The organism is Streptomyces sp. NPDC005805 (assembly GCF_040630445.1).
Classification (GTDB): Bacteria; Actinomycetota; Actinomycetes; order Streptomycetales; family Streptomycetaceae; genus Streptomyces.
Genome location: NZ_JBEXXN010000013.1, coordinates 19,242 through 42,683, shown reverse-complemented (window position 1 = coordinate 42,683; position 23,442 = coordinate 19,242). Strand labels below are relative to the sequence as shown.

The 23,442-nt window shown below is 73.5% G+C and carries 21 protein-coding genes, 1 tRNA gene and 1 pseudogene; 15 read left to right on the top strand and 8 right to left on the bottom strand.

Features of this window, described 5'->3' with window-relative positions:
* Positions 1-131: 131 nt before the first annotated feature.
* From ABZ457_RS10085 to ABZ457_RS10075, 3 genes are all read left to right on the top strand, one after another.
* Positions 132-893 (top strand): phosphoglyceromutase, encoded by a 762-nt coding sequence (locus ABZ457_RS10085; protein WP_359155932.1) that lies wholly within the window; start codon positions 132-134, stop codon positions 891-893.
* Positions 894-1,040: 147 nt separating this feature from the next.
* A complete protein-coding gene (locus ABZ457_RS10080) occupies positions 1,041-1,292 on the top strand; it encodes a DUF6332 family protein (protein ID WP_359155930.1) in 252 nt (83 codons plus the stop codon).
* Positions 1,293-1,436: 144 nt separating this feature from the next.
* Positions 1,437-1,586, top strand: a complete 150-nt coding sequence (locus ABZ457_RS10075) for a hypothetical protein (RefSeq protein ID WP_359155928.1) — start codon at positions 1,437-1,439, stop codon at positions 1,584-1,586.
* A 70-nt stretch (positions 1,587-1,656) separates the two neighbouring features.
* Here the strand turns inward: ABZ457_RS10075 and phoU are convergent, their stop codons facing one another.
* Complete coding sequence (gene phoU, locus ABZ457_RS10070) at positions 1,657-2,334, bottom strand: phosphate signaling complex protein PhoU (RefSeq protein WP_018847142.1); 678 nt, start codon at positions 2,332-2,334, stop codon at positions 1,657-1,659.
* Positions 2,335-2,535: 201 nt separating this feature from the next.
* Here phoU and ABZ457_RS10065 point away from each other — a divergent pair, with 201 nt between their 5' ends.
* The gene (locus tag ABZ457_RS10065; RefSeq protein WP_359155926.1) at positions 2,536-3,852 is read left to right on the top strand and encodes an ATP-binding protein; all 1,317 of its coding nucleotides are present in this window, start codon (positions 2,536-2,538) and stop codon (positions 3,850-3,852) included.
* The gene (locus ABZ457_RS10060) at positions 3,849-4,529 is read left to right on the top strand and encodes a response regulator transcription factor (RefSeq protein ID WP_018847140.1); all 681 of its coding nucleotides are present in this window, start codon (positions 3,849-3,851) and stop codon (positions 4,527-4,529) included. Before ABZ457_RS10065 ends, ABZ457_RS10060 begins: the two co-directional genes overlap by 4 nt.
* A 164-nt stretch (positions 4,530-4,693) precedes the next feature.
* Here the strand turns inward: ABZ457_RS10060 and ABZ457_RS10055 are convergent, their stop codons facing one another.
* Positions 4,694-5,386, bottom strand: a complete 693-nt coding sequence (locus ABZ457_RS10055; protein WP_359155923.1) for a DUF461 domain-containing protein — start codon at positions 5,384-5,386, stop codon at positions 4,694-4,696.
* A gap of 610 nt (positions 5,387-5,996) precedes the next feature.
* On the opposite strand from ABZ457_RS10055, the gene ABZ457_RS10050 reads away from it, so the two are divergent.
* The 6 genes from ABZ457_RS10050 (at position 5,997) to ABZ457_RS10025 (ending at position 12,528) form a co-directional block, all read left to right on the top strand.
* The gene (locus ABZ457_RS10050; RefSeq protein WP_003953493.1) at positions 5,997-6,479 is read left to right on the top strand and encodes a CarD family transcriptional regulator; all 483 of its coding nucleotides are present in this window, start codon (positions 5,997-5,999) and stop codon (positions 6,477-6,479) included.
* A gap of 395 nt (positions 6,480-6,874) precedes the next feature.
* Positions 6,875-7,612: a 2-C-methyl-D-erythritol 4-phosphate cytidylyltransferase gene (gene ispD, locus ABZ457_RS10045; RefSeq protein WP_359155921.1), complete on the top strand. Its 738-nt coding sequence runs from the start codon at positions 6,875-6,877 to the stop codon at positions 7,610-7,612.
* Positions 7,602-8,135: a 2-C-methyl-D-erythritol 2,4-cyclodiphosphate synthase gene (gene ispF, locus ABZ457_RS10040; RefSeq protein ID WP_359155919.1), complete on the top strand. Its 534-nt coding sequence runs from the start codon at positions 7,602-7,604 to the stop codon at positions 8,133-8,135. The genes ispD and ispF overlap by 11 nt, the downstream gene beginning before the upstream one ends.
* Before the next feature lie 179 nt (positions 8,136-8,314).
* A complete protein-coding gene (gene cysS / locus ABZ457_RS10035) occupies positions 8,315-9,718 on the top strand; it encodes a cysteine--tRNA ligase (protein WP_359155917.1) in 1,404 nt (467 codons plus the stop codon).
* Between the two features lie 97 nt (positions 9,719-9,815).
* Positions 9,816-10,766 (top strand): 23S rRNA (guanosine(2251)-2'-O)-methyltransferase RlmB, encoded by a 951-nt coding sequence (gene rlmB / locus ABZ457_RS10030; RefSeq protein ID WP_359155915.1) that lies wholly within the window; start codon positions 9,816-9,818, stop codon positions 10,764-10,766.
* A gap of 148 nt (positions 10,767-10,914) precedes the next feature.
* Positions 10,915-12,528 carry a DoxX family membrane protein gene (locus ABZ457_RS10025; RefSeq protein WP_359155913.1) on the top strand — a complete coding sequence of 538 codons (1,614 nt, stop codon included), beginning with the start codon at positions 10,915-10,917 and terminating at the stop codon, positions 12,526-12,528.
* A 229-nt stretch (positions 12,529-12,757) separates the two neighbouring features.
* On the opposite strand, the gene ABZ457_RS10020 is transcribed toward ABZ457_RS10025, so the two are convergent.
* The 3 genes from ABZ457_RS10020 to ugpC all read right to left on the bottom strand — a co-directional run bounded on the left by ABZ457_RS10020 (position 12,758) and on the right by ugpC (position 15,389).
* Positions 12,758-13,480 (bottom strand): nucleotidyltransferase family protein, encoded by a 723-nt coding sequence (locus ABZ457_RS10020; protein WP_359155911.1) that lies wholly within the window; start codon positions 13,478-13,480, stop codon positions 12,758-12,760.
* A 98-nt stretch (positions 13,481-13,578) separates the two neighbouring features.
* A complete protein-coding gene (locus tag ABZ457_RS10015) occupies positions 13,579-14,016 on the bottom strand; it encodes a hypothetical protein (protein ID WP_359155909.1) in 438 nt (145 codons plus the stop codon).
* 242 nt (positions 14,017-14,258) lie between these two features.
* The gene (gene ugpC / locus ABZ457_RS10010; RefSeq protein WP_359155907.1) at positions 14,259-15,389 is read right to left on the bottom strand and encodes a sn-glycerol-3-phosphate ABC transporter ATP-binding protein UgpC; all 1,131 of its coding nucleotides are present in this window, start codon (positions 15,387-15,389) and stop codon (positions 14,259-14,261) included.
* A 178-nt stretch (positions 15,390-15,567) separates the two neighbouring features.
* On the opposite strand from ugpC, the gene ABZ457_RS10005 reads away from it, so the two are divergent.
* Positions 15,568-15,644, top strand: a tRNA-Thr gene (locus ABZ457_RS10005).
* A gap of 191 nt (positions 15,645-15,835) precedes the next feature.
* Positions 15,836-17,963: pseudogene (locus tag ABZ457_RS10000) on the top strand (restriction endonuclease).
* A gap of 81 nt (positions 17,964-18,044) precedes the next feature.
* On the opposite strand, the gene ABZ457_RS09995 reads toward ABZ457_RS10000, so the two are convergent.
* On the bottom strand, positions 18,045-19,436 hold the full coding sequence (locus ABZ457_RS09995) for an FAD-dependent oxidoreductase (RefSeq protein ID WP_359155905.1): 1,392 nt from the start codon (positions 19,434-19,436) through the stop codon (positions 18,045-18,047).
* Between the two features lie 190 nt (positions 19,437-19,626).
* On the opposite strand from ABZ457_RS09995, the gene ABZ457_RS09990 reads away from it, so the two are divergent.
* A complete protein-coding gene (locus tag ABZ457_RS09990) occupies positions 19,627-20,511 on the top strand; it encodes an aminoglycoside phosphotransferase family protein (protein ID WP_359155903.1) in 885 nt (294 codons plus the stop codon).
* A 25-nt stretch (positions 20,512-20,536) separates the two neighbouring features.
* A complete protein-coding gene (locus ABZ457_RS09985; protein WP_359155901.1) occupies positions 20,537-21,037 on the top strand; it encodes a GNAT family N-acetyltransferase in 501 nt (166 codons plus the stop codon).
* On the opposite strand, the gene ABZ457_RS09980 is transcribed toward ABZ457_RS09985, so the two are convergent.
* Positions 21,026-22,042 (bottom strand): zinc-binding dehydrogenase, encoded by a 1,017-nt coding sequence (locus ABZ457_RS09980; protein ID WP_359155899.1) that lies wholly within the window; start codon positions 22,040-22,042, stop codon positions 21,026-21,028. The two genes, ABZ457_RS09985 and ABZ457_RS09980, sit on opposite strands and share 12 nt — an antisense overlap.
* A 112-nt stretch (positions 22,043-22,154) precedes the next feature.
* Positions 22,155-23,354 (bottom strand): FAD-dependent oxidoreductase, encoded by a 1,200-nt coding sequence (locus ABZ457_RS09975; RefSeq protein ID WP_359155897.1) that lies wholly within the window; start codon positions 23,352-23,354, stop codon positions 22,155-22,157.
* Between the last annotated feature and the right edge of the window lie 88 nt (positions 23,355-23,442).

Below are 23,442 nucleotides of genomic sequence, written 5' to 3'. Positions count from 1 at the left end.
GGGGTCCCGGTCGCCACCGGATTGACGCCGACCGTCAATCGTCCGGCCGCCGGCGGGGCCGCCGTCCCTGCCCTGTTCCGCTCCTCGGGCAGGCGCGCGGGGCGCGGGAGGCGTCGATTAGGCTCAAGCCCATGGCCGACGCACCGTACAAGCTGATCCTCCTCCGCCACGGCGAGAGCGAGTGGAACGCGAAGAACCTGTTCACCGGCTGGGTGGACGTCAACCTCACGGAGAAGGGCGAGAAGGAGGCGGTCCGCGGCGGTGAGCTGCTGAAGGACGCCGGTCTGCTCCCCGACGTGCTGCACACCTCCCTCCAGAAGCGCGCCATCCGCACCGCGCAGCTCGCCCTGGACTCCGCCGACCGCCAGTGGATCCCGGTCAACCGCTCGTGGCGGCTGAACGAACGCCACTACGGCGCCCTCCAGGGCAAGGACAAGGCGCAGACGCTGGCCGAGTTCGGCGAGGAGCAGTTCATGCTCTGGCGCCGTTCGTACGACACCCCGCCGCCCCCGCTGGAGGACGGCGCGGAGTTCTCCCAGTCGGACGACCCCCGCTACGCCTCCATCCCGAGCGAGCTGCGCCCGCGCACCGAGTGCCTCAAGGACGTCGTCGAGCGGATGCTGCCGTACTGGTACGACGGCATCGTCCCCGACCTCCTCGCCGGCCGCACGGTCCTGGTCGCGGCCCACGGCAACAGCCTCCGCGCCCTGGTCAAGCACCTGGACGGCATCTCCGACGAGGACATCGCGAGCCTGAACATTCCGACGGGCATCCCCCTCGTCTACGAACTCGACGAGGACTTCCACCCGATCAACCCGGGCGGCACCTACCTCGACCCGGACGCGGCCGCGGCGGCGATCGAGGCGGTCAAGAACCAGGGCAAGAAGAAGTAGCCCGCACAGCGTCAGGCCCCTTCCCGGAGTACCCCCGGGAGGGGGCCTGTTCGTGGTCCGGAGCGGCTCGCCCCGGAAGCGTTGCCTCCGGGAGCGGGTGGCCGGTAGCTGTAAAGAGGGATGACGGCGGCGGGCGGGGAGAGGCCGATGGCTGGGCGGCGCAGTCAGGGGGAGCGGGACGCGGCGACCGTGGAGATCGGGTTCGCGCTGGTGTCCGGGGTGGTGCTGGCGCTGGTGGCCGGGCTGGTGCTCGCGAGTCCGATTCTGGTGCTGGGGCTCAGCGCGGGCGCGATGCGGGGCGTCGGGGTCGTCGCGGTGGCCGGGGCCGGGGTGGTGCTGGTGTGGCGGGTGGTCGCGGTGCTGGTGCGGTTCGAGCGCGGGTGGCGGCGCCCGGGGTGAGGGGGCGCGCGGTGGTGTGCGCGGCGTGGGCACGGGCGCTTGCGCGTGTGCGCCGTTGAAGCGGCGCGGACGGCGGGCGTGCAATGGGCGCAGCAGCGGCATGTCCGTGCCGGTGATCAGCGCAGCTCAGGAGGACGCGTCCCCATGACCGAGACCCCCGTGAACGACCCCCAGGACGCCCGCCCCGCCGGGGCGGTGCCGCTGACCGTCCTCGGTGCCTGCGGCTGCGGATCGGGCTGCGGGTGCGGCTGCCAGTCGGGCAGCCCCTGCCAGTGCGGCGGCTGCTCCGGCTGACGGGCAGGCAGGGGCAGGGGAGGGCGAGGAAGGGGGGCGGACGCCGGCCGGCCCGGCGTCCGCCTGTCGGCTAGGCGCCCTCGACCGGGGTCGGCTGCTGGAGCTCGTCCGCGTGCTCGCCCGTCACCAGGTAGACGACCCGCTTCGCGACCGAGACCGCGTGGTCCGCGAAGCGCTCGTAGTAGCGGCCGAGCAGGGTCACGTCCACCGCCGTCTCGATGCCGTGCTTCCAGCGGTCGTCCATCAGGTGCTGGAAGAGCGTGCGGTGCAGCAGGTCCATCTCGTCGTCGTCCTGCTCCAGCTGGAGCGCGAGGTCGACGTCCTTGGTGATGATCACTTCGGCGGCCTTCGCCATCAGCCGCTGCGCGAGCTGTCCCATCTGCAGGATCGTCGCGTGCAGGTCGTTCGGCACCGCACGGTCCGGGAAGCGCAGGCGGGCCAGCTTGGCGACGTGCTGGGCCAGGTCGCCCGAGCGCTCCAGGTCGGCGCTCATCCGCAGCGAGGTCACCACGATCCGCAGATCCGTGGCCACCGGCTGCTGCCGGGCGAGGAGCGCGATCGCCCGGGCCTCCAGGTCGTGCTGGAGGTCGTCCACCTTCTGGTCGGCGGCGATCACGCTCTCGGCGAGCTTGAGGTCGGCGTCGAGCATGGCCGTCGTGGCGCGCCCGATCGCCGACCCGACGAGTCGGGCCATCTCGACCAGGCCCTCGCCGATCGAGTCCAGTTCCTCGTGGTACGCGTCCCGCATGGGAAGTCCCTCTCTTGTTCGGGCCGGGGTCCGGGTGGGGCTCCGAGACCCCCACGCTCCCACGTTCGGTTCCCGAGTGGTCCGGACAGTCCCCCGCAAATGAACCGGCACCGTCCCCTCGGTGAACTCTGGGCGACGACTGTTCGAGGTGCCACCCTTACGGCTGGGAGCGTCCCCGGCGACCCGCATAACCTGGTGAGCATGGACGTGAACGCGGCAGTCGCCGCAGCCGCAGCGATTGCCGGTCTGTGCACCGGTGTCATCGCGGTGCTGGCGTTCCGCTGGAGCGAACGCGAACAGAAGCGCCCCACCCGCAGCTCGCTCCACACCGACGCGGTCCTGCCCCCGGGTGTCGACACGGTCCTGTCCGTGCTCCGCTCCTCGGCGGTCGTCCTCGACGAGTCGGACTCGGTCGTCAAGGCCAGCTCCGCCGCGTACGCGCTCGGGCTGGTCCGGGGCGGGAAGCTGGCCGTCGAGCCCATGCTCCACATGGCCCGGGACACCCGCAGGGACGGCGAGATACGGCAGGTCGAGCTGGATCTGCCCCGCCGCGGCACCGGCCGCGGCGAGGCGCTGGCGGTCTCCGCCCGGGTGGCGCCCCTCGGCTCCCGCCTGGTCCTCCTCCTCGTCGAGGACCTCACCGAGGCCCGGCGCATAGAGGCGGTGCGGCGCGACTTCGTCGCCAACGTCAGCCATGAGCTCAAGACCCCCGTCGGCGCGCTGAGCCTGCTCTCCGAGGCGGTCATGGACGCCTCCGACGACCCCGAGGCGGTCACCCGCTTCGCCGGCCGGATGCAGATCGAGGCGACCCGGCTCACCAACCTGGTGCAGGAGCTGATCGACCTCTCCCGGGTGCAGAACGACGACCCGCTGGAGGACTCCGAGCCCGTCCGCGTGGACGAACTCGTCGCGGAGGCCATCGACCGCTCCCGGCACGCGGCCTCCACCAAGCAGATCACCATGGCCGTCGGCGGGGCCGCCGCTCCGGGCGAGGGCGGCACCGGCGGCGACGACCTGCGGATCTGGGGGAACCGGGGCCAGCTCGCCGCCGCCCTCGGCAACCTCGTCGAGAACGCCGTCAACTACTCGCCCGCCCGCACCCGGGTCGGCATCTCCGCCCGCAGGGTGGCCGCGCCCGGCGCCGCGGGCGGCGGCTCGGGGACCCTCGTCGAGATCGCGGTGACCGACCAGGGCATCGGCATCCCCGAGAAGGACCGCGAGCGGATCTTCGAACGCTTCTACCGCGTCGACCCCGCCCGCTCCCGCGCCACCGGAGGCACCGGCCTGGGCCTCGCCATCGTCAAGCACGTGGCCGCCTCGCACGGCGGGGAGGTCACCGTGTGGAGCTCCGAGGGCCAGGGCTCCACGTTCACCCTGCGGCTGCCGGAGGCGGCCGCGGCCCGAGACCGAGACCGAGACCGTTCGACCCACGGACCGGACCGCGCCGAACAGGACGACGACCGGCCTTACGACACCGATCCGACCAGTGAGATCCCAGCCCCGGAGGTCCTTCCGTGACCCGAGTGCTCGTCGTCGAGGATGAGGAATCCTTCAGCGACGCCCTGTCCTACATGCTCCGCAAGGAGGGCTTCGAGGTCGCGGTGGCGACCACGGGGCCCGAGGGGCTCGACGAGTTCGAGCGCAACGGCGCCGACCTCGTCCTCCTCGACCTGATGCTCCCCGGCCTGCCCGGCACCGAGGTGTGCCGCCAGCTGCGCGGCCGCTCCAACGTCCCGGTGATCATGGTGACCGCCAAGGACAGCGAGATCGACAAGGTCGTCGGGCTGGAGATAGGAGCCGACGACTACGTCACCAAGCCGTTCTCCTCCCGCGAGCTGGTGGCCCGTATCCGGGCCGTGCTGCGGCGGCGCGGCGAGCCCGAGGAGGTCACCCCGGCGGCCCTGGAGGCCGGGCCGGTGCGGATGGACGTGGACCGGCACGTGGTCACGGTCTCCGGGGGCAAGGTGGACCTGCCGCTGAAGGAGTTCGACCTGCTGGAGATGCTGCTGCGCAACGCGGGCCGGGTGCTGACCCGGATGCAGCTGATCGACCGGGTCTGGGGCGCGGACTACGTGGGGGACACCAAGACCCTGGACGTCCACGTCAAGCGGCTGCGCGCCAAGATCGAGCCGGACCCGGGCGCGCCCCGGTACCTGGTGACGGTGCGCGGGCTGGGCTACAAGTTCGAGCCGTAGAGACGGCGGCGGCCGGGCGCGCGAGCCCGGCCGGCTGAGGTGTGAGCGACGAGGGGCGGCCACCGCGTGATGCGGTGGCCGCCCCTCGGGCGTTCGCGGATGCGACGGGTTACGGCGGGCGTGAGGGGCACGACGGGCGGGAGGCCCGGCGTGCCCGGTGGCCGTCAGTTGCCGGTGCCGGCCTCGGGCGTGGTCCCCGCCTCGGGAGTGGTGCCGGTCGCCGGGTCGGCCGCCTCGCCGCCCGCGGCCTCCGGGGACGCGCCGTCGGCCGGGGTGCCCTCGGGGGTGCCGGACGGGGTGGCCGCGGGAGTCTCGGCGGGGCCGGCGGCCGGCGGCTTCGGCAGCGTGCTCGGGCCGAAGTCCTTGAAGAAGCTGGTCGCGGGGACGACGAAGGCGAGCATCCGCACATCGCCCGTCTCGCTGAAGCGGAACAGGATCTCCTGCACACCGCCGTCCTGCACGGCCTCCCGGCCGTCGGCGATCACGGCGGAGGCGTTGCCCTGGCCGCCGATGATCACGCGGCCGCCCGCGGGGACGGTGAGCGGGCCCGAGCCGGTCGCCGGCTTCAGCTCCACCGTGGCGTTCGAGCCGGGCAGGGTGATCGACTCCAGGGTCTGCGCCTTGGTGCCGTCGTTGAAGACGGTGACGGCGATGACCGCCGGGCCCTCGGCGTCGGGCTTGGGCTGCGTGATGACGGTGCCGTTCTGCAGCTTGAGGCTGTCGACGGCGGTCGCGGCGTTGTCCGGCCGGACCCCGAGGGTCTGCGCGTTGTTGCCCGCACCGCAGGCGGAGAGCGAGGCGATCGAGAAGACGACGGCAGCGCCGGCAAGGGCACCGCGTCGAAGGCTGCGGCTCACGGCGGCGGCATCTCCTTGGACGTACGGACTGCGGACGGGTGGGGTGACTGTCACCGGCCCGAACCGGACGGGGGCGTCAGTTCCGGCTCAGGTTACCGAGTGGCCGGTCACGCCCCGCACCCGACCCGCCCTTTGCCGTCACCCGCGGCCCGCGGCGGAGAAGCGGGGAGGGCCGGCGGTGAGGCGTGTGGGACATACACACGCCGTTCACAAAACCGGGTGTTGATCAATTTCCGGGATGCCCGCCGTTTTCCGTGCGAATAGCTCCGGGAGGACTCCGGAGGCCAATGGTGATCAATTCCGGATTCGCCGGCGCGTACGTCCGTGCGGGTGATCGATGCTCGAACGGAGTAGTTGATCTCGACGCCCAAGAACCGGGCAAATCAGGACGTTCAGCCTCTTGGGTCGGGGTGGTGCGGTGTGTAACGTGTGCGTTTCTGTGCGCCCGCGCAGCCGCTCCGACCTGCGAATACCCCCTTCCGGAAGCCGGTCGCAGCACGTTCCGGTCCGTGTTGTCAAGCCCCGAGATATGCCCTGACCTGCGAAAACGCCATTCAGAACCCGCTGTTTCCGTGTTACCCTGGATAGCCACGGAAGGGGTACCTGTCACATGACGTTCAAGGTTGGCGACACCGTGGTCTATCCCCATCACGGGGCCGCGCTGATCGAGGCCATCGAAACTCGCCAGATCAAAGGCGTGGACAAGACCTACTTGGTGCTCAAGGTCGCCCAGGGCGACCTGACGGTTCGTGTACCGGCTGACAATGCCGAGTTCGTGGGCGTGCGCGATGTGGTCGGTCAGGATGGGCTGGACCGGGTCTTCGAGGTGCTGCGTGCACCCTACGCCGAGGAGCCGACGAACTGGTCCCGTCGCTACAAGGCAAATCTCGAGAAGCTCGCCTCCGGCGATGTCATCAAGGTCGCCGAAGTGGTGCGCGACCTGTGGCGTCGTGAGCGCGAGCGCGGGCTGTCCGCCGGTGAGAAGCGGATGCTCGCAAAGGCGCGCCAGATCCTGGTGAGCGAGCTCGCCCTCGCGGAGAACACCAACGAGGACAAGGCCGAGGCCCTGCTGGACGAGGTCCTCGCGTCCTGACGCACCATTGATGCCGCAGTGCCCGACGGCACACCGGGAAACCCGCCAGGAGATCCGGTCCGCCGTCGGGGCACTGCGGCATGTTTGCGACGTTTCACCCGCACATCGGCGCATCCGGCACCCCGGGCGACCTTGTGCGGGGCCCCCGGACGCTCCCCTCGGCGGGCACGCACGGCCCGCCCGCCGGGAAGCCTGCTCCGGGCGCGCGGGCGGGAACCGCTCGAACGCCCGGTGACGTTGCTCTGGTGTGCCGGGCCCGGGCGGATGGCGCAGACCGAGGTCACGGAAGGGTCCGGTCACGTGCCCCGCCCGGCACAACCCCCAACCAACGGCCGGGGGTTCCCCTAGGCCATACCCATGTCGGCCGAGGAAACAAACCTGCCGGAGAGCAACCGATGCCAGACCAACCGCGCCCCCCTCGCACCGCGGCCGTGATCCCGGCCGCCGGCCGGGGCGTGCGCCTCGGACCGGGCACCCCCAAGGCGCTGCGCACGCTGAACGGAACGCCGATCCTCGTCCACGCCGTCCGCGCCATGGCCGCCTCCCGGTCCGTGTCGCTGGTCGTCGTCGTGGCCCCGCCCGAGGGCGCCCCCGAGGTCAAGCGCCTCCTCGACGCGCACACCCTGCCCGAGCGCACCGAGTACCTGGTCGTCCCCGGCGGCGAGACCCGCCAGGAGTCCGTGCGCCTGGGCCTCGACGCGCTGCCCGAGGGTGTCGACATCGTCCTCGTCCATGACGCGGCCCGGCCCCTGGTGCCCGTCGAGACGGTGGACGCCGTGATCGAGGCCGTGCGCGAGGGCGCGCCGGCCGTGGTGCCCGCGCTGCCGCTCGCCGACACGGTCAAGGAGGTCGGGCCCGCCGAGGACGGCGGCCCCGAGCCGGTCGTCGCGACCCCCGTGCGGTCCCGGCTGCGCGCGGTGCAGACCCCGCAGGGCTTCGACCACGCCACCCTCGCCCGCGCGCACCGGACGGTGACCGGCGAGGTCACCGACGACGCGAGCATGGTCGAGCAGCTCGGGCCGGGGGTCGTCGTGGTGCCCGGCCACGAGGAGGCGTTCAAGGTGACCCGTCCGCTGGACCTCGTCCTGGCCGAGGCCGTACTCGCCCGCAGGAGGGCCAACGATGGATTCTGAGCGTCCCCCGCACGCGCACACTCCGCTTCCACCCGGGGTTCCGCTCCTTCCCCTGGTGGGGATCGGCACCGATGTGCACGCCTTCGAGCAGGGGCGCGAGCTGTGGTGCGCCGGGCTGCTGTGGGAGGACTCCGACGGCTGGGGCCTCGCCGGCCACTCCGACGGGGACGTCGCCGCGCACGCCGCCTGCGACGCCCTGTTCTCGGCTGCCGGGGTCGGCGACCTCGGCGCGCACTTCGGCACCTCCCGCCCCGAGTGGTCCGGTGCCTCCGGTGTCACCCTGCTCGCCGAGGCCGCGCGGATCGTGCGGGCCGAGGGCTTCGAGATCGGGAACGTCTCCGTGCAGGTCATCGGCGTACGGCCCAAGATCGGCAAGCGGCGCGAGGAGGCGCAGAAGGCGCTGTCGGCGGCGGTCGGCGCGCCGGTCGCGGTCTCCGGCACGACCACGGACGGGCTGGGGCTGACCGGCCGGGCCGAGGGGCTGGCCGCGATCGCCACCGCGCTGGTGGTCCGCACCCGCTGACGACGCCGGGCGTCCGGGGCACGGGTCCGTGCCGCAGGGCCGGGCCGCGGCTCCCCGGACGCCCGGCCGTCGGGCATGGCGACGCCCGCGCGCGCCCCGGCCCGCGGGCGTGGCGAACTCCTCGCGCGAGTTGTCCACAGGGGCGCTGGGCACTGCCGCGCGCCCACTACCCTTGATGCGTGACTATTCGCCTGTACGACACCAGCGCCCGGCAGATCCGTGACTTCACCCCCCTCGTGCCGGGTTGTGTCTCGATCTACCTGTGCGGTGCCACCGTGCAGGCCGCGCCGCACATCGGCCACATCCGCTCCGGCCTGAACTTCGACATCATGCGCCGCTGGTTCGCCTACCGCGGCTACGACGTCACCTTCATCCGGAACGTCACGGACATCGACGACAAGATCATCACCAAGTCGGTGGAGCAGGACCGCCCCTGGTGGTCCATCGGATACGCCAACGAGCGCGCCTTCAACGACGGGTACGAGGCCCTCGGCTGCCTCCCGCCCACCTACGAGCCCCGTGCCACCGGCCATGTCACCGAGATGGTCGAGATGATGCGCGGTCTCATCGAGCGCGGCCACGCCTACGAGGCCGACGGCAGCGTCTACTTCGACGTGCGCTCCTTCCCCGAGTACCTCTCCCTCTCCAACCAGGACATCGACGATCTGCGCCAGCCCGCCGAGGAGGGCATCACCGGCAAGCGGGACCCGCGCGACTTCGCGATGTGGAAGGCGACCAAGCCCGGCGAGCCGGACTGGGAGACGCCCTGGGGCCGGGGCCGTCCCGGCTGGCACCTGGAGTGCTCGGCGATGGCCCACAAGTACCTGGGCCCCGCCTTCGACATCCACGGCGGCGGGCTCGACCTGATCTTCCCGCACCACGAGAACGAGATCGCCCAGGCCAAGGCGTTCGGCGACGACTTCGCCCGGTACTGGGTGCACAACGCCTGGGTCACCATGAGCGGCGAGAAGATGTCCAAGTCGCTCGGCAACTCGGTCCTCGTCTCCGAGATGGTCAAGCACTGGCGCCCGATCGTCCTCCGCTACTACCTCGGCACTCCGCACTACCGCTCGATGATCGAGTACAGCGAGGAGGCGCTGCGCGAGGCCGAGTCCGCGTTCGCGCGGATCGAGGGCTTCGTGCAGCGGGTGGTCGAGAAGGCGGGCGGGGTGGTCGCCCCGGCCGAGGAGGTGCCGCTCGCCTTCGCCGAGGCGATGGACGACGACTTCGGCGTCCCGCAGGCCCTCGCGGTCGTCCACACCACCGTCCGCCAGGGGAACTCTGCCCTCGCCGCGGACGACAAGGAGGCGGCCGTCGCCCGGCTCGCCGAGGTCCGGGCCATGCTCGGGGTCCTCGGTCTGGACCCGCTGGACGAGCAGTGGGCCGGCCAGGGCGTGGACCGGGGCGACGACCTGCACGGCGTGGTCGACACCCTGGTGCGGCTGGTCCTCCAGCAGCGCGAGGCGGCCCGCGGCCGCAAGGACTGGGCGACCGCCGACGCCATCCGCGACCAGCTGAACCAGTCCGGCCTGGTCATCGAGGACGGCGCCGACGGTCCCCGGTGGACTCTCGGGCCCCGCTGACACACGGCGATGTGCCGCCCGGACCCCCGGGCGGCACACTTCATTGCATACACACTTTTGTTTGAGCGAGCTTCACAGAAACAGGTAGGTCTAGGTCATGGCCGGAAACAGCCAGCGCAGGAACCGCCGCACGTCCAACAAGAAGGGCGCGCAGGTCGGCAGCGGTGGCAACCGGCGCCGCGGCCTGGAGGGCAAGGGGCCGACCCCGCCCGCCTCCGCCCGTAAGGGGCACATCAAGAACCGGATCGCCAACGCCAAGGCCAAGCAGACGCAGCGGCGGCCCGTGGCCCGCCGGGGCGGCAAGGGCACCAGCGAGATGGTCGTCGGCCGGAACCCGGTCTTCGAGGCGCTGCGCGACGGCGTGCCCGCCACCACCCTGTACGTCCAGCAGTTCATCGACAACGACGAGCGGGTCCGCGAGGCCCTCCAGCTCGCCACCGGCCGCGGCACCATCAACATCATGGAGGCGCCGCGCCCCGAGCTGGACCGGATGACCAACGGGCTGAACCACCAGGGCCTGGTCCTCCAGGTCCCGCCGTACGAGTACGCGCACCCCGAGGACCTGGCGGCGGCCGCGTTCGACGAGGGCGACGACCCCCTGATCGTCGCGCTCGACGGCGTCACCGACCCGCGCAACCTGGGCGCGGTCGTCCGCTCGGTGTCGGCGTTCGGCGGGCACGGGGTGGTGGTACCCGAGCGGCGCGCCGCCGGGATGACCGCGGGCGCGTGGAAGACCTCGGCCGGCACGGCCGCGCGGACGCCGGTGGCCCGGGCCACCAATCTGACCCGGGCGCTGGAGTCGTACCAGAAGGCCGGTCTCGTCGTGGTCGGCCTCTCCGCCGACGGGGAGACCGAGGTCGGCGAGCTGGAGGCCCTCGGCGGTCCGGTCGTGGTGGTGGTCGGCAGCGAGGGCAAGGGTCTGTCCCGCCTGGTCGGCGAGACCTGCGACTTCCTGGTGCGCATCCCGATGCCGGGCGGCGCGGAGTCGCTGAACGCGGGTGTCGCGGCGGGCGTGGTGCTCTACGAGGCGGCCCGGCGCCGCGCCTGAGCGGTCAAAAACGTACAAGAGAGGCTCTTGACGGGTCTCGGACACATCGGGCCGGGTCTGGCCGTGCCCTAAACACACATCACTCGGTTAGATGAGTGTGGACACCAGAACACCCCGGTCCGGGTTCGATGATCAGCCTGCGCTGAGCATGGTCAAGGTGCACTGCGATCCGGCGCAGGTCATCGTCAACCACGCCAGCTTCCGGGTCCAGCTCCCCCGGAGCCCCCGCCCCGTGCGTGGCCTGGCCGACACCGCGCGGCTCGCCTCCGTCGGCGCCGGAGCGGCCGGTGCCGCGGGCCTGGCGGGAGCGGCGGGCAGATCAGCGCGGCGGCGGGCGCCCGTCGTCTGGAGCGGCAGGTCCGCACCCGGGGACTCGGGCGCGACCGGCCTCCTCCAGGCCGTACGGAACTCCACGACGGAGACGCCGGCGCCGTCCGTGCAGGACCCGTACAGCACCGGCGCCACGCAGGTCATCCCGCGGGTGGACCTCGGCGGCGACACCGTGCTGCACCCCGCCGTCACCGACACCGGCGGCCTGCGGCGGGACAAGCCGCTGCTGCCGCCGATGCGGCAGGCGGTCGGGGCGTACGACACCCCGGCGTACGGGAGCGAGGGCGCGGGCCGGGACACCGGGGCGTACGACCTGGAGCCTCCGCCCGCCGGCGACCGGGGTCGGCCGGGGCCCTCGCACCGGGCCGGCGGCGACCACACGCGGCACGCCTACTACCCGGACCGCCGGGTGAACCTCGGTGTCGTGCTGCTGCCGCTGCGCATCCTGCTCGGCCTCATCTCCGTCTACGCGGGGATGGGCAAGCTCTGCGACCCCGTGTACTTCGACGGCGGCGAGCGCGGCTCGATGGTCCGCTGGCTGGGGTCGCTGGAGCCGTGGGCGCTCGCCGAGCCGATGCGGGACTTCGCCCTGGCCCACCCGGTGGGCTCCGGGCTCACCGTGGCGTTCCTCCAGGTCATCGTGGGTGTGCTGACCCTGCTGGGCCTGTGGCAGCGGGTCGCGGCGGTGGTCGGGGCGCTGCTCTCCGCCGCGCTGATCCTCACGGTGAGCTGGCGCACGGTCCCGGTCTACGACGCGCCGGACATCATCTTCCTGGCCGCCTGGTCGCCGCTGATCATCGCGGGCGCGCCGGTCTACTCGGTCGACGGGCGTCTCTCGGGTGAGGCGTGGCGGACCCTCGGGCCGCGCTCGGACCTCTGGGACCTGCGGCGGCGGGTGCTGCGCCGCGGGGGGCTCCTCGCGGGTGTCGTGGTCGGCCTGACCATGCTGATCGGCTCGATGCTCGGCGGAGCGGTCCGTTCCACCCAGGTGGTCACGGTCCCGGGGCCGGGTCAGGCGCCGACCAACCACCTGCCCGGGGCGCCGCTCCCGCAGGAGTCGGGTACCGACCGGGGCCCGGCGCAGCGCAAGAACACGCCCACCCCGGCCGCGACGCGTTCGGCGACGCCGGAGTCCCGCACCTCGGCGCCCGCGCAGGGGACGGTCCGCGAGACGGCGGGCGCGAGCAGCGGGGCGCCGAGCCAGACGCAGGGCACGGGCGGCGGGCAGCCGGTGACCGGCTCCCGCCCGGCCCCGCCGCCCGCCACCAGCTCCGGCCCCGCGGCCGACAGCGGCACCGGCTCCGGCGGCACGGGTTCCGGCGCCCCGTCCGGCGACGGCCCGGGCGGCTCGGGCGGCGACGAGGGCTCTTCCTCGGGCGGCAGCGGCGGTGGCAGCGGCGGCGGCAAGGTGATCGGCGGCCTGCTGGGCTGAGGGCGGGCGCCCCGGAGGGGCGCGTGCCGTGTGAAGGGCGGTCGCCGGACCAGGTCCGGTGACCGCCCGTCCGCGTGCGCGGAGCCGGTGCCCCCGCCCCGGGACGCGCTGCCCGAGGGCCGGGCCCCGGGTGAGCCAGGACCCCGCCCTGGGCGGGCGTCTCTTCGACGCCGGGGCGGGCGGCCCGGGCCCCACCCGCCCCCGGGGATGGGGTGCCGGCCCCGGGGCCTCAACGTGCGTGCGTGGACAGTTCCTTGGCCGCCTCCGTGAGGTCCTTCGCCGTGTCGATGGCGCGCCAGTAGGCGCCCTGGGGCAGCGGGAAGCCCGCGAGGCGCTTTTCGCGGGCGAGGCGCGGGAAGGTGGTCCGTTCGTGGTCGCCGACGTCCGGGAGGAGGGCGGTGAACGCGGCGGAGAAGACGTACACGCCCGCGTTGATCAGGAACGGGGACGGCGGGGACTCGATGAAGTCCGTGATGTGGCCGAAGGTGTCCGTCTCCACCGCGCCCCACGGGATGCGCGGCCGGGCCAGGGCCAGGGTCGCCGTCGCGTCGCGCTCGGCGTGGAACGCGGCCATCTCCCGCAGCGAGAAGCGGGTCCAGATGTCGCCGTTCGTCGCGTACCAGGGCCGGTCCGGATGCGGCAGGTCGGCCGCCGCGTACTTGAGGCCGCCGCCGCGGCCCAGTGGCTCCGTCTCCACGACCGTCGTCACCCGCAGCGGCAGGTCCGCGCCGGCCAGCCACTCCTGGAGTACCTCCGCGAGGTGGCCGCAGGAGACGACGGCGTCGGTCACGCCCTCGGCCGCGAGCCAGGCGAGCTGGTGCCCGATGATCGGCGTCCCCGTACCCGGGATCTCGACCATCGGCTTCGGGCGGTCGTCGGTGTAGGGGCGCAGCCGGGAGCCCTGGCCGCCCGCCAGGACCACGGCCTGCGTGGGATGCGTAGGCGTTTGCATGCCGTGAACGATATGTGCAGCCCCGGACGCGACACGGACCGGACCCGTGGTGACGGGTCCGGTCCGTGGGCCGCCCGGGAGGGGCGAGGCGCGTGGGGTCAGTGCCCCATGGCCTGCTGGGAGACGCCCGTGGCGAACGAGGTGTCGCAGACGGGGCGGGAGAAGCGCTGGGCGCGCGTCGGGCCGTACTTGTCGACCGCGGCGCGACCGAGGGAGCGTGCGAGACCGAAGCAGTGCTCGGCGAGCGACGGGCGCGCCTCGACCGCGCGCTGGAGCTCGGTGAGCGCCACGCCGGGGTCCTTGGTGTCCAGCGTGGTGAGCAGCTTCTCGCGCAGTACGTCCTGCGGCTCGGCGGGCTTGGCGTCGGTGGCGGCCTTCTCGGAGGTCGTCGCGGTCGACGCGGTGAGCAACTGCGACGACTCGGCGTTCTGCCCGGCCCACGGAACGGTGGAGACCGCGAGGGTTCCGGAGAGCACCAGGACGACGGGCAGAACGAGGGCGAGGGTGCGGCCGATTCGGCGGGCTGTGTGGGTCACGGCAGCGAGCGTAGCGGCCGGTGACGGTTTGGCGACATTCAGTCACTCGCGTGGGGGACGGTTCGAGCCCGGCTTTCGAATCGTGTGTTGACGTGCTGGTATGAAGTGCCCTGGTTTCGCGGGTATTTGTCCTACCGCGAGGGTGGTGGGGAGCCGGGCCCCGGGAACGGGCCGGGCCCGTACCGCGGGTGCGGTACGGGCCCGGAACGTGCTTGCGCGGACCGGGAGTTGCCGGTGCCGCGTCAGTCGCTGAGGCGCTCGCCCGTCGACGTCGAGAAGACGTGCAGCTCGCCCGGGCGCGGGACGACGTGCAGCTCGCTGCCCTTGTCCGGGACGCTGCGGCCGCCGACGCGCACCACGAGGTCCTTGTGCTCCCCGCCGACGTCGGCCGAGCCGTACACATAGCCGTCGGCGCCGAGTTCCTCGACCACGTTCACCGAGACGGCGAGACCGGCCGGGGCCTCCTTGGAGAGGGAGGAGCCGGCGGTGGCGCCGCCGTGCTCGACCACGTCGAAGTGCTCCGGGCGGACGCCGACGGTGACGGTCCGGTCACCGCGGTCGGTGGCGGCGGACAGGGCCTCGCGGGAGACCGGGACGACGCTGTTGCCGAACTTCACGCCGCCGTCGATGATCGGGACCTCGACCAGGTTCATGGCGGGGGAGCCGATGAAGCCGGCGACGAAGAGGTTGGCCGGGCGGTCGTACATGTTGCGCGGCGAGTCGACCTGCTGGAGCAGTCCGTCCTTGAGGACCGCCACACGGTCGCCCATCGTCATGGCCTCGACCTGGTCGTGGGTGACGTAGACGGTGGTGATGCCCAGACGGCGCTGGAGGGACGCGATCTGGGTACGGGTGGAGACGCGGAGCTTGGCGTCGAGGTTCGACAGCGGCTCGTCCATGAGGAAGACCTGCGGCTCACGCACGATGGCGCGGCCCATGGCCACACGCTGGCGCTGACCGCCGGAGAGGGCCTTGGGCTTGCGGTCGAGGTACTCGGTGAGGTCGAGGATCTTCGCGGCCTCTTCGACCTTCTTGCGGATCTCGGCCTTGTTGACACCGGCGATCTTGAGCGCGAAGCCCATGTTGTCGGCGACGCTCATGTGCGGGTAGAGCGCGTAGTTCTGGAACACCATGGCGATGTCCCGGTCCTTGGGCGGCAGGTGCGTGACGTCGCGCTCACCGATGCGGATGGCGCCGCCGTTGACGTCCTCCAGGCCCGCGAGCATGCGCAGGGAGGTGGACTTGCCGCAGCCGGAGGGGCCGACGAGGACGAGGAACTCGCCGTCCTCGATCTCGATCTCGAGCTGGTCGACGGCGGGCTTCTCGGAGCCCGGGTAGACCCGGGTCGCCTTGTCGAACGTGACAGTGGCCATGCTGATGCGTCTCCTTCACCGGCAGGAACGTGCCGGACGATCCGAGTAAGGGAGTGGTGTAGTCCAAAAGGGATGGACCTGCGGTGACGCTACCTGGCGAACGCGGATCTGTCAGCAGCCGGCGGCCGCCGGAATTCCCGGCCGGGGCGTCGGAGGCGTTGGTTACACTGCTCTCGCTGCCTCCTTAGCTCAGTTGGCCAGAGCGCTTGACTTGTAATCTTGAGGTCGTCGGTTCGATTCCGACAGGAGGCTCCACAGCACGGGACCCCCGCCGTTCACGGCCGGGGGTCCTCGGCGTTTCCGGGACCGTGCGCCGGGACGGGTCCCGAGCTCGGTGGTCCCCGGCATTCGTGCAAGCAGGTGCCCAAGAGCCCCTTGATCCAGGAGACTTGTGCCTTCACGGGGGTGTGGGGCGTTTCGGGTGGACCTGGGGAGGGGTGCGTCGGATGGGGCGACGTTCGGGCGGGTTGATCTCGGCATGGGCCGAGGCGCAGCGGCAGCAGCAGAGACAGCGCGAGGCGCAGCAGCTCGCGGTGGTGCGGCAGCAGCGCGAGCAGGAGCGGCGGGAGCGGGAGTACGCGCGGGACATGGCCCGGATGCACCGGGAGCAGCGTGCCGCGTACCGGAGCCGGCGGGAGCAGGACGTCCTGGTCCGGACGCGGGAGATCGACGCGCAGGTCGCCGCGCTGGAGGGGCTGCTGGCGGAGGGGTGCCGGGCGGCGCCGTTCCGGGTGGAGGCGCTGCGGCAGGAGGAGCGGGTGGAGGCGTTCGCGCCGGGGGCCCTCGTCCAGCCCGTGGTGATGCCCGATCCCGCCCGGTACCAGGCGCACGCGGGCGCGTGGACGGCGGCGGGGCGGGCGCAGGCCGAGCAGGAGGCGCGGGCCCGCTTCGAGCGGGACTTGGTACGCGGCGCAGGCGGCCGAGCAGCGGCGGCAGGCGGACCTGGCCGCGTACCGGCAGCAGTACGAGGCGTGGGCGGCGGCCCGGCTGGCGGAGGTCCGGGCGCACAACGCGGGCATCGAGGAGATGGTCCGGGCGCTGCGCGCCGGGGAGCCGGACACCGTGGTCGAGTACTTCTCCGCCGCCCTCTACGCGTCCACGGCCTGGCCCGAGGGCTTCCCCCGGCAGGTGTCCGCCGCGTACGACCGGGGTGCGCGGCAGCTGGTGCTCGACTGGGAGCTGCCGGCCTTCCCGGTGGTGCCGGAGGCGAAGGGCGTGCGCTATCTGGTGGGGACCGACCAGGAGAAGGTGGTGCCGCGCCCGGTGGCCCAGCGGCGCTCCCTCTACCGGGACGTGCTGGCGCAGAGCGTGCTGCTGGCCGTGCGGGAACTGTTCGCCGCCGATGAGCAGAGCGTGCTGGACGGGGTGGCCCTCAACGGCTTCGTCGACGACGTGGACCCGGCGACCGGCCGGGCCGGCCGGGTCGTCGTCGCCTCGCTCGCGGTCGGCCGGGCCGAGTTCGACGTGGTCAACCTGGAGCTGGTCAGCGCGGTGGACTGCCTGACCGGCGGGCTCGGCGGGCAGCTCTCGGGCCGCCCGGACCAGCGGACGACGGTGCGTCCGGTGCGTGATCCGGCACAGGTCGGCTCGGGGATGGTCTCGCACGGGGGCGGCGAGGAGCCGGATCTGCTGGCGATGGACCCGATCGCCTTCGAGGCGCTGGTCGCCGACCTCTTCCGGGCCCGGGGCTTCCAGGCGATGACGACGCAGCGCTCGGGCGACGGCGGGGTGGACGTGGACGCCGTCGACCCCGACCCGATCAGCGGCGGGAAGATCGTCGTGCAGGTGAAGCGGTACCGCAGGACGGTGCCGGTCGCGGCGGTGCGGGAGCTGTTCGGCACGGTGCAGGCGAGCGGCGCCAACAAGGGCGTCCTGGTGACCACCTCGGGCTTCGGCCCGGGGTCTTACACCTTCGCCAACGGCAAGCCGCTGACCCTGGTGTCCGGGGCGGAGCTGGTCGAGCTGCTGCACGCGCACGGGCTGCGGGGGCGGCTGGGGGACGGGACGGGAGCGGCGCCCGCGCTTCCCCCGGACTCCGCCGGCGGGGACGCGGACGGTGGCCCGGCCGGGGACGCGGCGGACTTCGACGAGGACTTCAACGTCCTGGGCATGTCCTGGTCCGGCGGGGTGGCCCTGGATGTCTGCGCGCTGGTCTGCGCGGGCGGGCGGGTGCTCGGGGACGACCACTTCGTCTTCTTCAACAACCACGCCACCCCGGAGGGCTCGGTGCGGATGCTGGGCCCGTTCGCGGGTGACCGGGCGGCGGTGCGGGTCGCCTTCGACGCGCTGCCGGCCGCCGCGGACCGCCTGGTGCTGGTGGCCGCCGTGGATCCGGAGGTGAACCCGGACGCCGACCTGGCGAGCTTCACGGACGCCGGCATCCGGCCCCGGGACGCCTCCGGTGCGGAGCTGGACCGGCTGGTCGTGTCGGACGGGCGGCCCGGGGAGACGGCCCTGGTGCTGGGGTCCTTCCGGCGGCGGACGAGCGGTGACTGGGACTTCGTGCTCGGCGGCAAGGGCTACCGGGGCGGGCTGGAGGAGCTGGTGGGGGACTTCGGTATCGAGGTGGCGTGACGGGGGTGCCGGCCCCCACCCCGGTGGTCGGAGCCGGGCGGGGCCTGTGCCGGGCCGCCCGGACCGCCGCCCGGCCCCGTGTCAGTGCCGGCCCGAGATCCGGTCCGCAAGGACCGCCAGGCGGGCGGTGGACGCCGTGTGGGTGGTGGCCTCGCGGTGGTCGGCGCGGCGGTAGGCCGCGTAGAGGGCGTGGACGCCGAGCCAGCGCAGGGGTTCCGGTTCCCACTTGCGGACCTTGTGGCCGACCCAGGGGAGGGCGGTCAGATCGGTCGGGCCCGACTGGCCGGAGTCCTGCTGGATCAGATCGCGCAGGGTGCGGGCCGCGAGATTGGCCGTGGCGACGCCGGAGCCGACGTAGCCGCCCGCCCAGCCCAGGCCCGTGGAGCGGTCCAGGGTGACGGTGGCGCACCAGTCGCGGGGCACGCCGAGGACGCCCGACCAGGCGTGGTCGATCCGGACCCCGGCGAGCCGGGGGAAGAAGCGGACCAGGATGTCGCGCAGGGCGTCGACGGTGGCCGGCTGGGTGCGGCCGTCGTTGTCGGTGCGCGAGCCGAAGCGGTACGGGACGCCCCGGCCGCCGATGGCGATGCGGTCGTCGGCGGTCCGCTGGGCGTACATATAGGCGTGCGCCATGTCGCCGAGGGTCTCCCGGCCGGCCCAGCCGATCTCGTCCCAGACCTCGGCGGGCAGCGGTTCGGTGGCGATCATCGAGGAGTTCATCGGCAGCCAGGTCCGGTGCTGGCCCTTGAGGGAGGCGGTGAAGCCCTCGGTGCAGCGCAGCACATAGGGCGCGCGGACCGTGCCGTACGGGGTGACCGCGTGCTTGGGGCGGATCTCGGTCACCGGGGTGGACTCGTGGATCGTGACGCCCAGCGCCTCGACGGCGGCGGCGAGGCCCTTGAGGAGCTTGACCGGGTGCAGCCGGGCGCCGTGCGGGGTCCAGCTCGACGCGACCGCGCCGTTGACGCGTATCCGCTCGGCGGTCTCGCGGGCGCCGAACAGCCGGCGGTCCTTCTCGCCGAAGGCGATCTCCACGCTGTGGAAGTCCTTGAGGCGGGCGAGCTGGGCCGGGGTGTACGCCACCTCCAGGACGCCGCCCTGGTGGATGTCCGCCTCGATGCCCTCCTCGGCGGCGGTCCGGACGACCTCGTCGACGGTGTCGTTCATGGCCTGCTGGAGGCGGACGGCGGCCTCGTGGCCGTGGGCGCGGGCGTAGCGGTCCCGGCCGGCGATGCCGTTGTAGAGCCAGCCGCCGTTGCGCCCGGAGGCGCCGTAGCCGCAGAACCGGGCCTCCAGGACGGTGATGTTGAGGAAGGGGACGGCCTTCTTCAGGTAGTAGGCCGTCCACAGGCCCGTGTAGCCGCCGCCCACGATGCAGACGTCGGCGGTGGTGTCGCCGGGGAGGGGTTCGCGGGGCGCGGAGGCGCCGTCCTGCGCGTACCAGAACGATATGCCGCCGTTGACGGTGTTCATGTGGATCGCTGCTTTCCCTGCCGGTGGTGCGCCTGCGCGCGTTGTGTGGGGTGGACCTGTGTGGCACGGACCCATGTGGGGGTGGCCTATGTGGCGCGGCCCTGTGTGGGGTGTCGCCGTGTGGCGGGAATCTACTGCTCCGCCCGCGCGGGCGCGACGCGTGGGGCGCCCGGTCCGTACGCTCACGGGCGTGATCGAGATTCCGGACGGGCTGGCGGCATCGCTGCGGGAGTACGGGGAGGAGTCCGCGCGGGCGCTCCTGGCGGAGCTGCCGGGGCGCGCGGCACGGTTCCTGGAGCGCTGGGACCTGCGGGTCGCCGGCCCGTCGATGCACGGCCGCGTCTCCCTGGTGCTCCCCGTCACCCGGGCGGACGGGACCCCCGCCGTCCTCAAGCTCCAGCAGGTGGACGAGGAGACGGCGGGCGAGTGGCTGGCGCTGCGCACCTGGGACGGAGACGGCGCCGCGCGGCTGCTGGCGCACGACGAGGCGACGGGCACCCTCCTCCTGGAGCGGCTGCGCCCCGGCACGCAGCTGGCGTCCCTGCCGGACGGCCGGGCCGCGGTGCGGGTCCTGGCCGGTGTCCTCGCGCGGCTGTCCGCGGTCCCCGCCCCGCCCGGGCTCCGGCGGCTCGGGGACGTGCTGGCCGACACCCTGGCCGCGCTGCCCGGCGCGCTCGCCGGACCGGTGGACGAGGAGGGCCGGCGCCTGCTGCGGGAGTGCGTGGCGGCGGTGCGCGAGGTGGCCGACGAGCCGGGGGACCGGCTGCTCCACTGGGACCTGCACTACGAGAACGTGCTGGCCGCCCGGCGCGAGCCGTGGCTGGCGATCGACCCCAAGCCGCTGGCGGGCGACCCGGGCTTCGAGCTGCTGCCGGCGCTGTGGAACCGCTTCGATCCGGCCGAGGTGCGGTGGCGCTTCGACCTGCTGACGGAGGCCCTGGGGCTGGACCGGGAGCGGGCCCGGGCGTGGACGCTGGGCCGGGTGCTGCAGAGCGGGGTGTGGGAGGCGGAGGACGGCGAGACCCGCCTCGACCCCGAGCGGACGTTCATCGGGTGGACCCTCCTCGCGCGCTGAGGCGGCGCCGGTGCAGGCTGGGCGCATGATTCGTACCGCAGCGCCCGCCGATGTGCCCGTGATCCACGAGATGGTCCGCGAACTCGCGGACTACGAGAAGGCCCTCCACGAAGTGCGGGCCACCGAGGAGCAGTTGCGCGAGGCGCTGTTCGGCGAGCACCCGGCCGCCTTCGCGCACATCGCGGAGACGGACGACGGGCGGGTGGCCGGGTTCGCGCTGTGGTTCCTCAACTTCTCGACATGGCGCGGTGTGCACGGCATCTATCTGGAGGACCTGTATGTGCGCCCGCACCTGCGCGGCGGCGGTCACGGCCGGGCGCTGCTGGCGGAGCTGGCGCGGATCTGCGCGGCGCGCGGGTACGAGCGGCTGGAGTGGTCGGTGCTGAACTGGAACGCGCCGTCGATCGCGTTCTACGAGTCCCTGGGGGCGCGGCCGCAGGACGAGTGGACGGTGTACCGGCTGACGGACGAGGCCCTGGCCCGGCTCGGCGCGGTGGCCCCGGTGCGCCCCGTCTCAACTGCCTGAGGAACCGGCCGGGTCGGGGACGAGGACGACCTTGCCGACCGTCTCCCGGCTCTGGAGCGCGCGGTGCGCCTCGGCCGCCCGGCGCAGCGGGAAGCGGGTCACGGCGGGGCGCAGCCGGCCGGCCGCCGCCTCGGCGAGCGCGCGGGTCTCCAGGGCGCGCAGGCCGCCGGCCCGCTCCAGCATGGCCGGGCCGAGGACGCCCTCGGAGGTGATGTCCCGGGCGGCGAGTTCCGCCTCGGTGAAGACGGGCGGGGCGTCCTCGAAGCCCTGGCTGGACCAGCCGAAGACGATGATCCGCCCGCCCTTGCCGAGGAAGCCCGCCGCCTCCCGTGCGACCTCGCCCCCGACGGAGTCGTAGAGCACGGTGGCCCGGCGGTCGCCGAGGTGTTCGCGGACCCGGTCGGGCCAGTCGGGGCGGGTGTAGTCGACGGCCAGGTCCGCGCCGTTCGCGCGGACGCGTGCGGTCTTCCCGGGCCCGCCGGCGAGCCCGACGACGCCCGCGCCGGCGTTCTTCGCGTACTGGACGACAAGGGTGCCGATGCCGCCTGCGGCCGCCGGGACGAGGACGGTGTCGGCCGGGCCGAGGTCGGTGAACTGGAGGATGCCGAGGGCGGTGCGGCCGGTGCCGATCATGGCGACGGCGCCGGCCGGGTCGAGACCGTCCGGGATCGCGTGCAGGCGGTCGGCCCCGGTGACGGCGAGTTCCGCGTAGCCGCCGGGGTTCATGCCGATGTGGGCGACGACGGACCTGCCGAGCCAGGCCGGGTCGACGCCCTCGCCGAGGGCCTCGACCGTGCCCGCGATCTCGCGGCCGGGGACCGTGGGCAGTTCGACGGCGGTCGGGTAAGGGCCCTGGACCCCCTCGCGGAGGGCCGCGTCGAGGAGGTGGACCCCGGCCGCGGCGACGGTGACGCGCACCTGGCCGGGGCCGGGGACGGGGTCCGCCACGGTCTCGTACACGAGGTTCTCGGCGGGACCGAAGGCGTGCAGGCGTACGGCGTGCATGAGGCGGGCTCCCTGGGGCGGTCCGGACGCGCCGTCCGGAGGTGCGCTCTGGGCGGGCGTTCCGGATGTGGTCGGCTGGGAGCCCACTCTCCGACCTCAAGTCCGCTTGAGGTCAAGGGGTGCCGACGGCCCCCGAGGGCGCGGAGGGTCCGGCCGCCCGGCGCCCGCCGGCGCGCAGCGCGAGGGACACCGCCTCCAGGGCGGAGGTGAAGGACACCTCGCTGAGCAGTCCGGGCGCCGCTACCTGGTCGCCGACCAGGTAGACCCCGTCGCCCCGGTCGATTGCGGGCCGGTCGCGCCAGGTGGTGTCGGGGAGGTCGACGGCGCCGGTGCGGCCCTGGGAGAGGGCGTCGCGGCGCCACTCGGTGCGGTCGCGCCAGCCGGGGAAGCCGAGGTCGAGGAGGGCGTCGGCATGTGCCCCGCCCTCGGCCTTCGACTCCTCGGGGGCGACCGGCAGATGGCACTGGAGCAGGGACTGTCCGGCGGGGGCGAGGGTGCGGTCCTGCGCGCTGAAACGTTCGACCCAGCCGGGGGCGTCCAGGTCGGAGACGATGAACGGGTCGCCCTTGCGGGTGCGCAGGGCGAGGTCCACGAGGGTGGTGCGCCCGCCCGGCCAGCTCAGGGTGTCGTCACCGAGGAGCGAGCGGGCCGCGTCGAGGGAGGTCGCGACGACGACCGGGCCGTGGTCCGCGGGGAGCGCGTCGACGCGGGCGGTGGTCTCGATACGGACGCCGAGTTCCCGGGCCCGGTCGGCCATCCGGTCCACGAGGGTGCCCCAGCCGCCGACCGGGTAGCGGGCCTGCGGCGGCAGCGCGGTCACCCGGCGCAGGCGCTCCTGTACGAAGCGGGCGGAGAGTGAGCCGGGGTCGTGGTGGAACAGGGCCACCCCGATGAAATGCGCGGCCGCCCGCGCCGCCGTCTCCCCGGCGACGCCGGTGGCCCAGCTCAGGTAGTCGCTGTCCACGGGCGCCTCGGCGGCCGGGCGGCGGACCAGGCCGAGCAGCCCGCGCGGCGGGGCGACGCGGAGGGCGCCGCCGCGGCGGAAGCGGAACCGGAGCAGTTCGCGCGCCGGTACGGAGGCCACGGAGCCGCGGGGCAGCAGGCCGTGCCGGCTGAGCCAGCTCCAGTGGGGGCCGCTGCGGTAGAGGGCGTGCGGGCCGTCGTTGGTGCGGTAGGTGCCGTCGGCGGTGCGGGCCCGTCCGCCGAGGGTGTGGTGCGCTTCGTGGAGGGTGACCCGGGCGCCGGACTCGGCGGCGCTGATGGCCGCGGTGAGTCCGGCGAAGCCGCCGCCGACGACCGTGATCTTCTGCATGTCCGCTCTCTCCCTGAGGTGCCGTGACGTGCTGTCGTGACGTGCTGTGTGGTGCTCTGCGGGCTGTGCGGTGTGGGCTGTGGGCGCG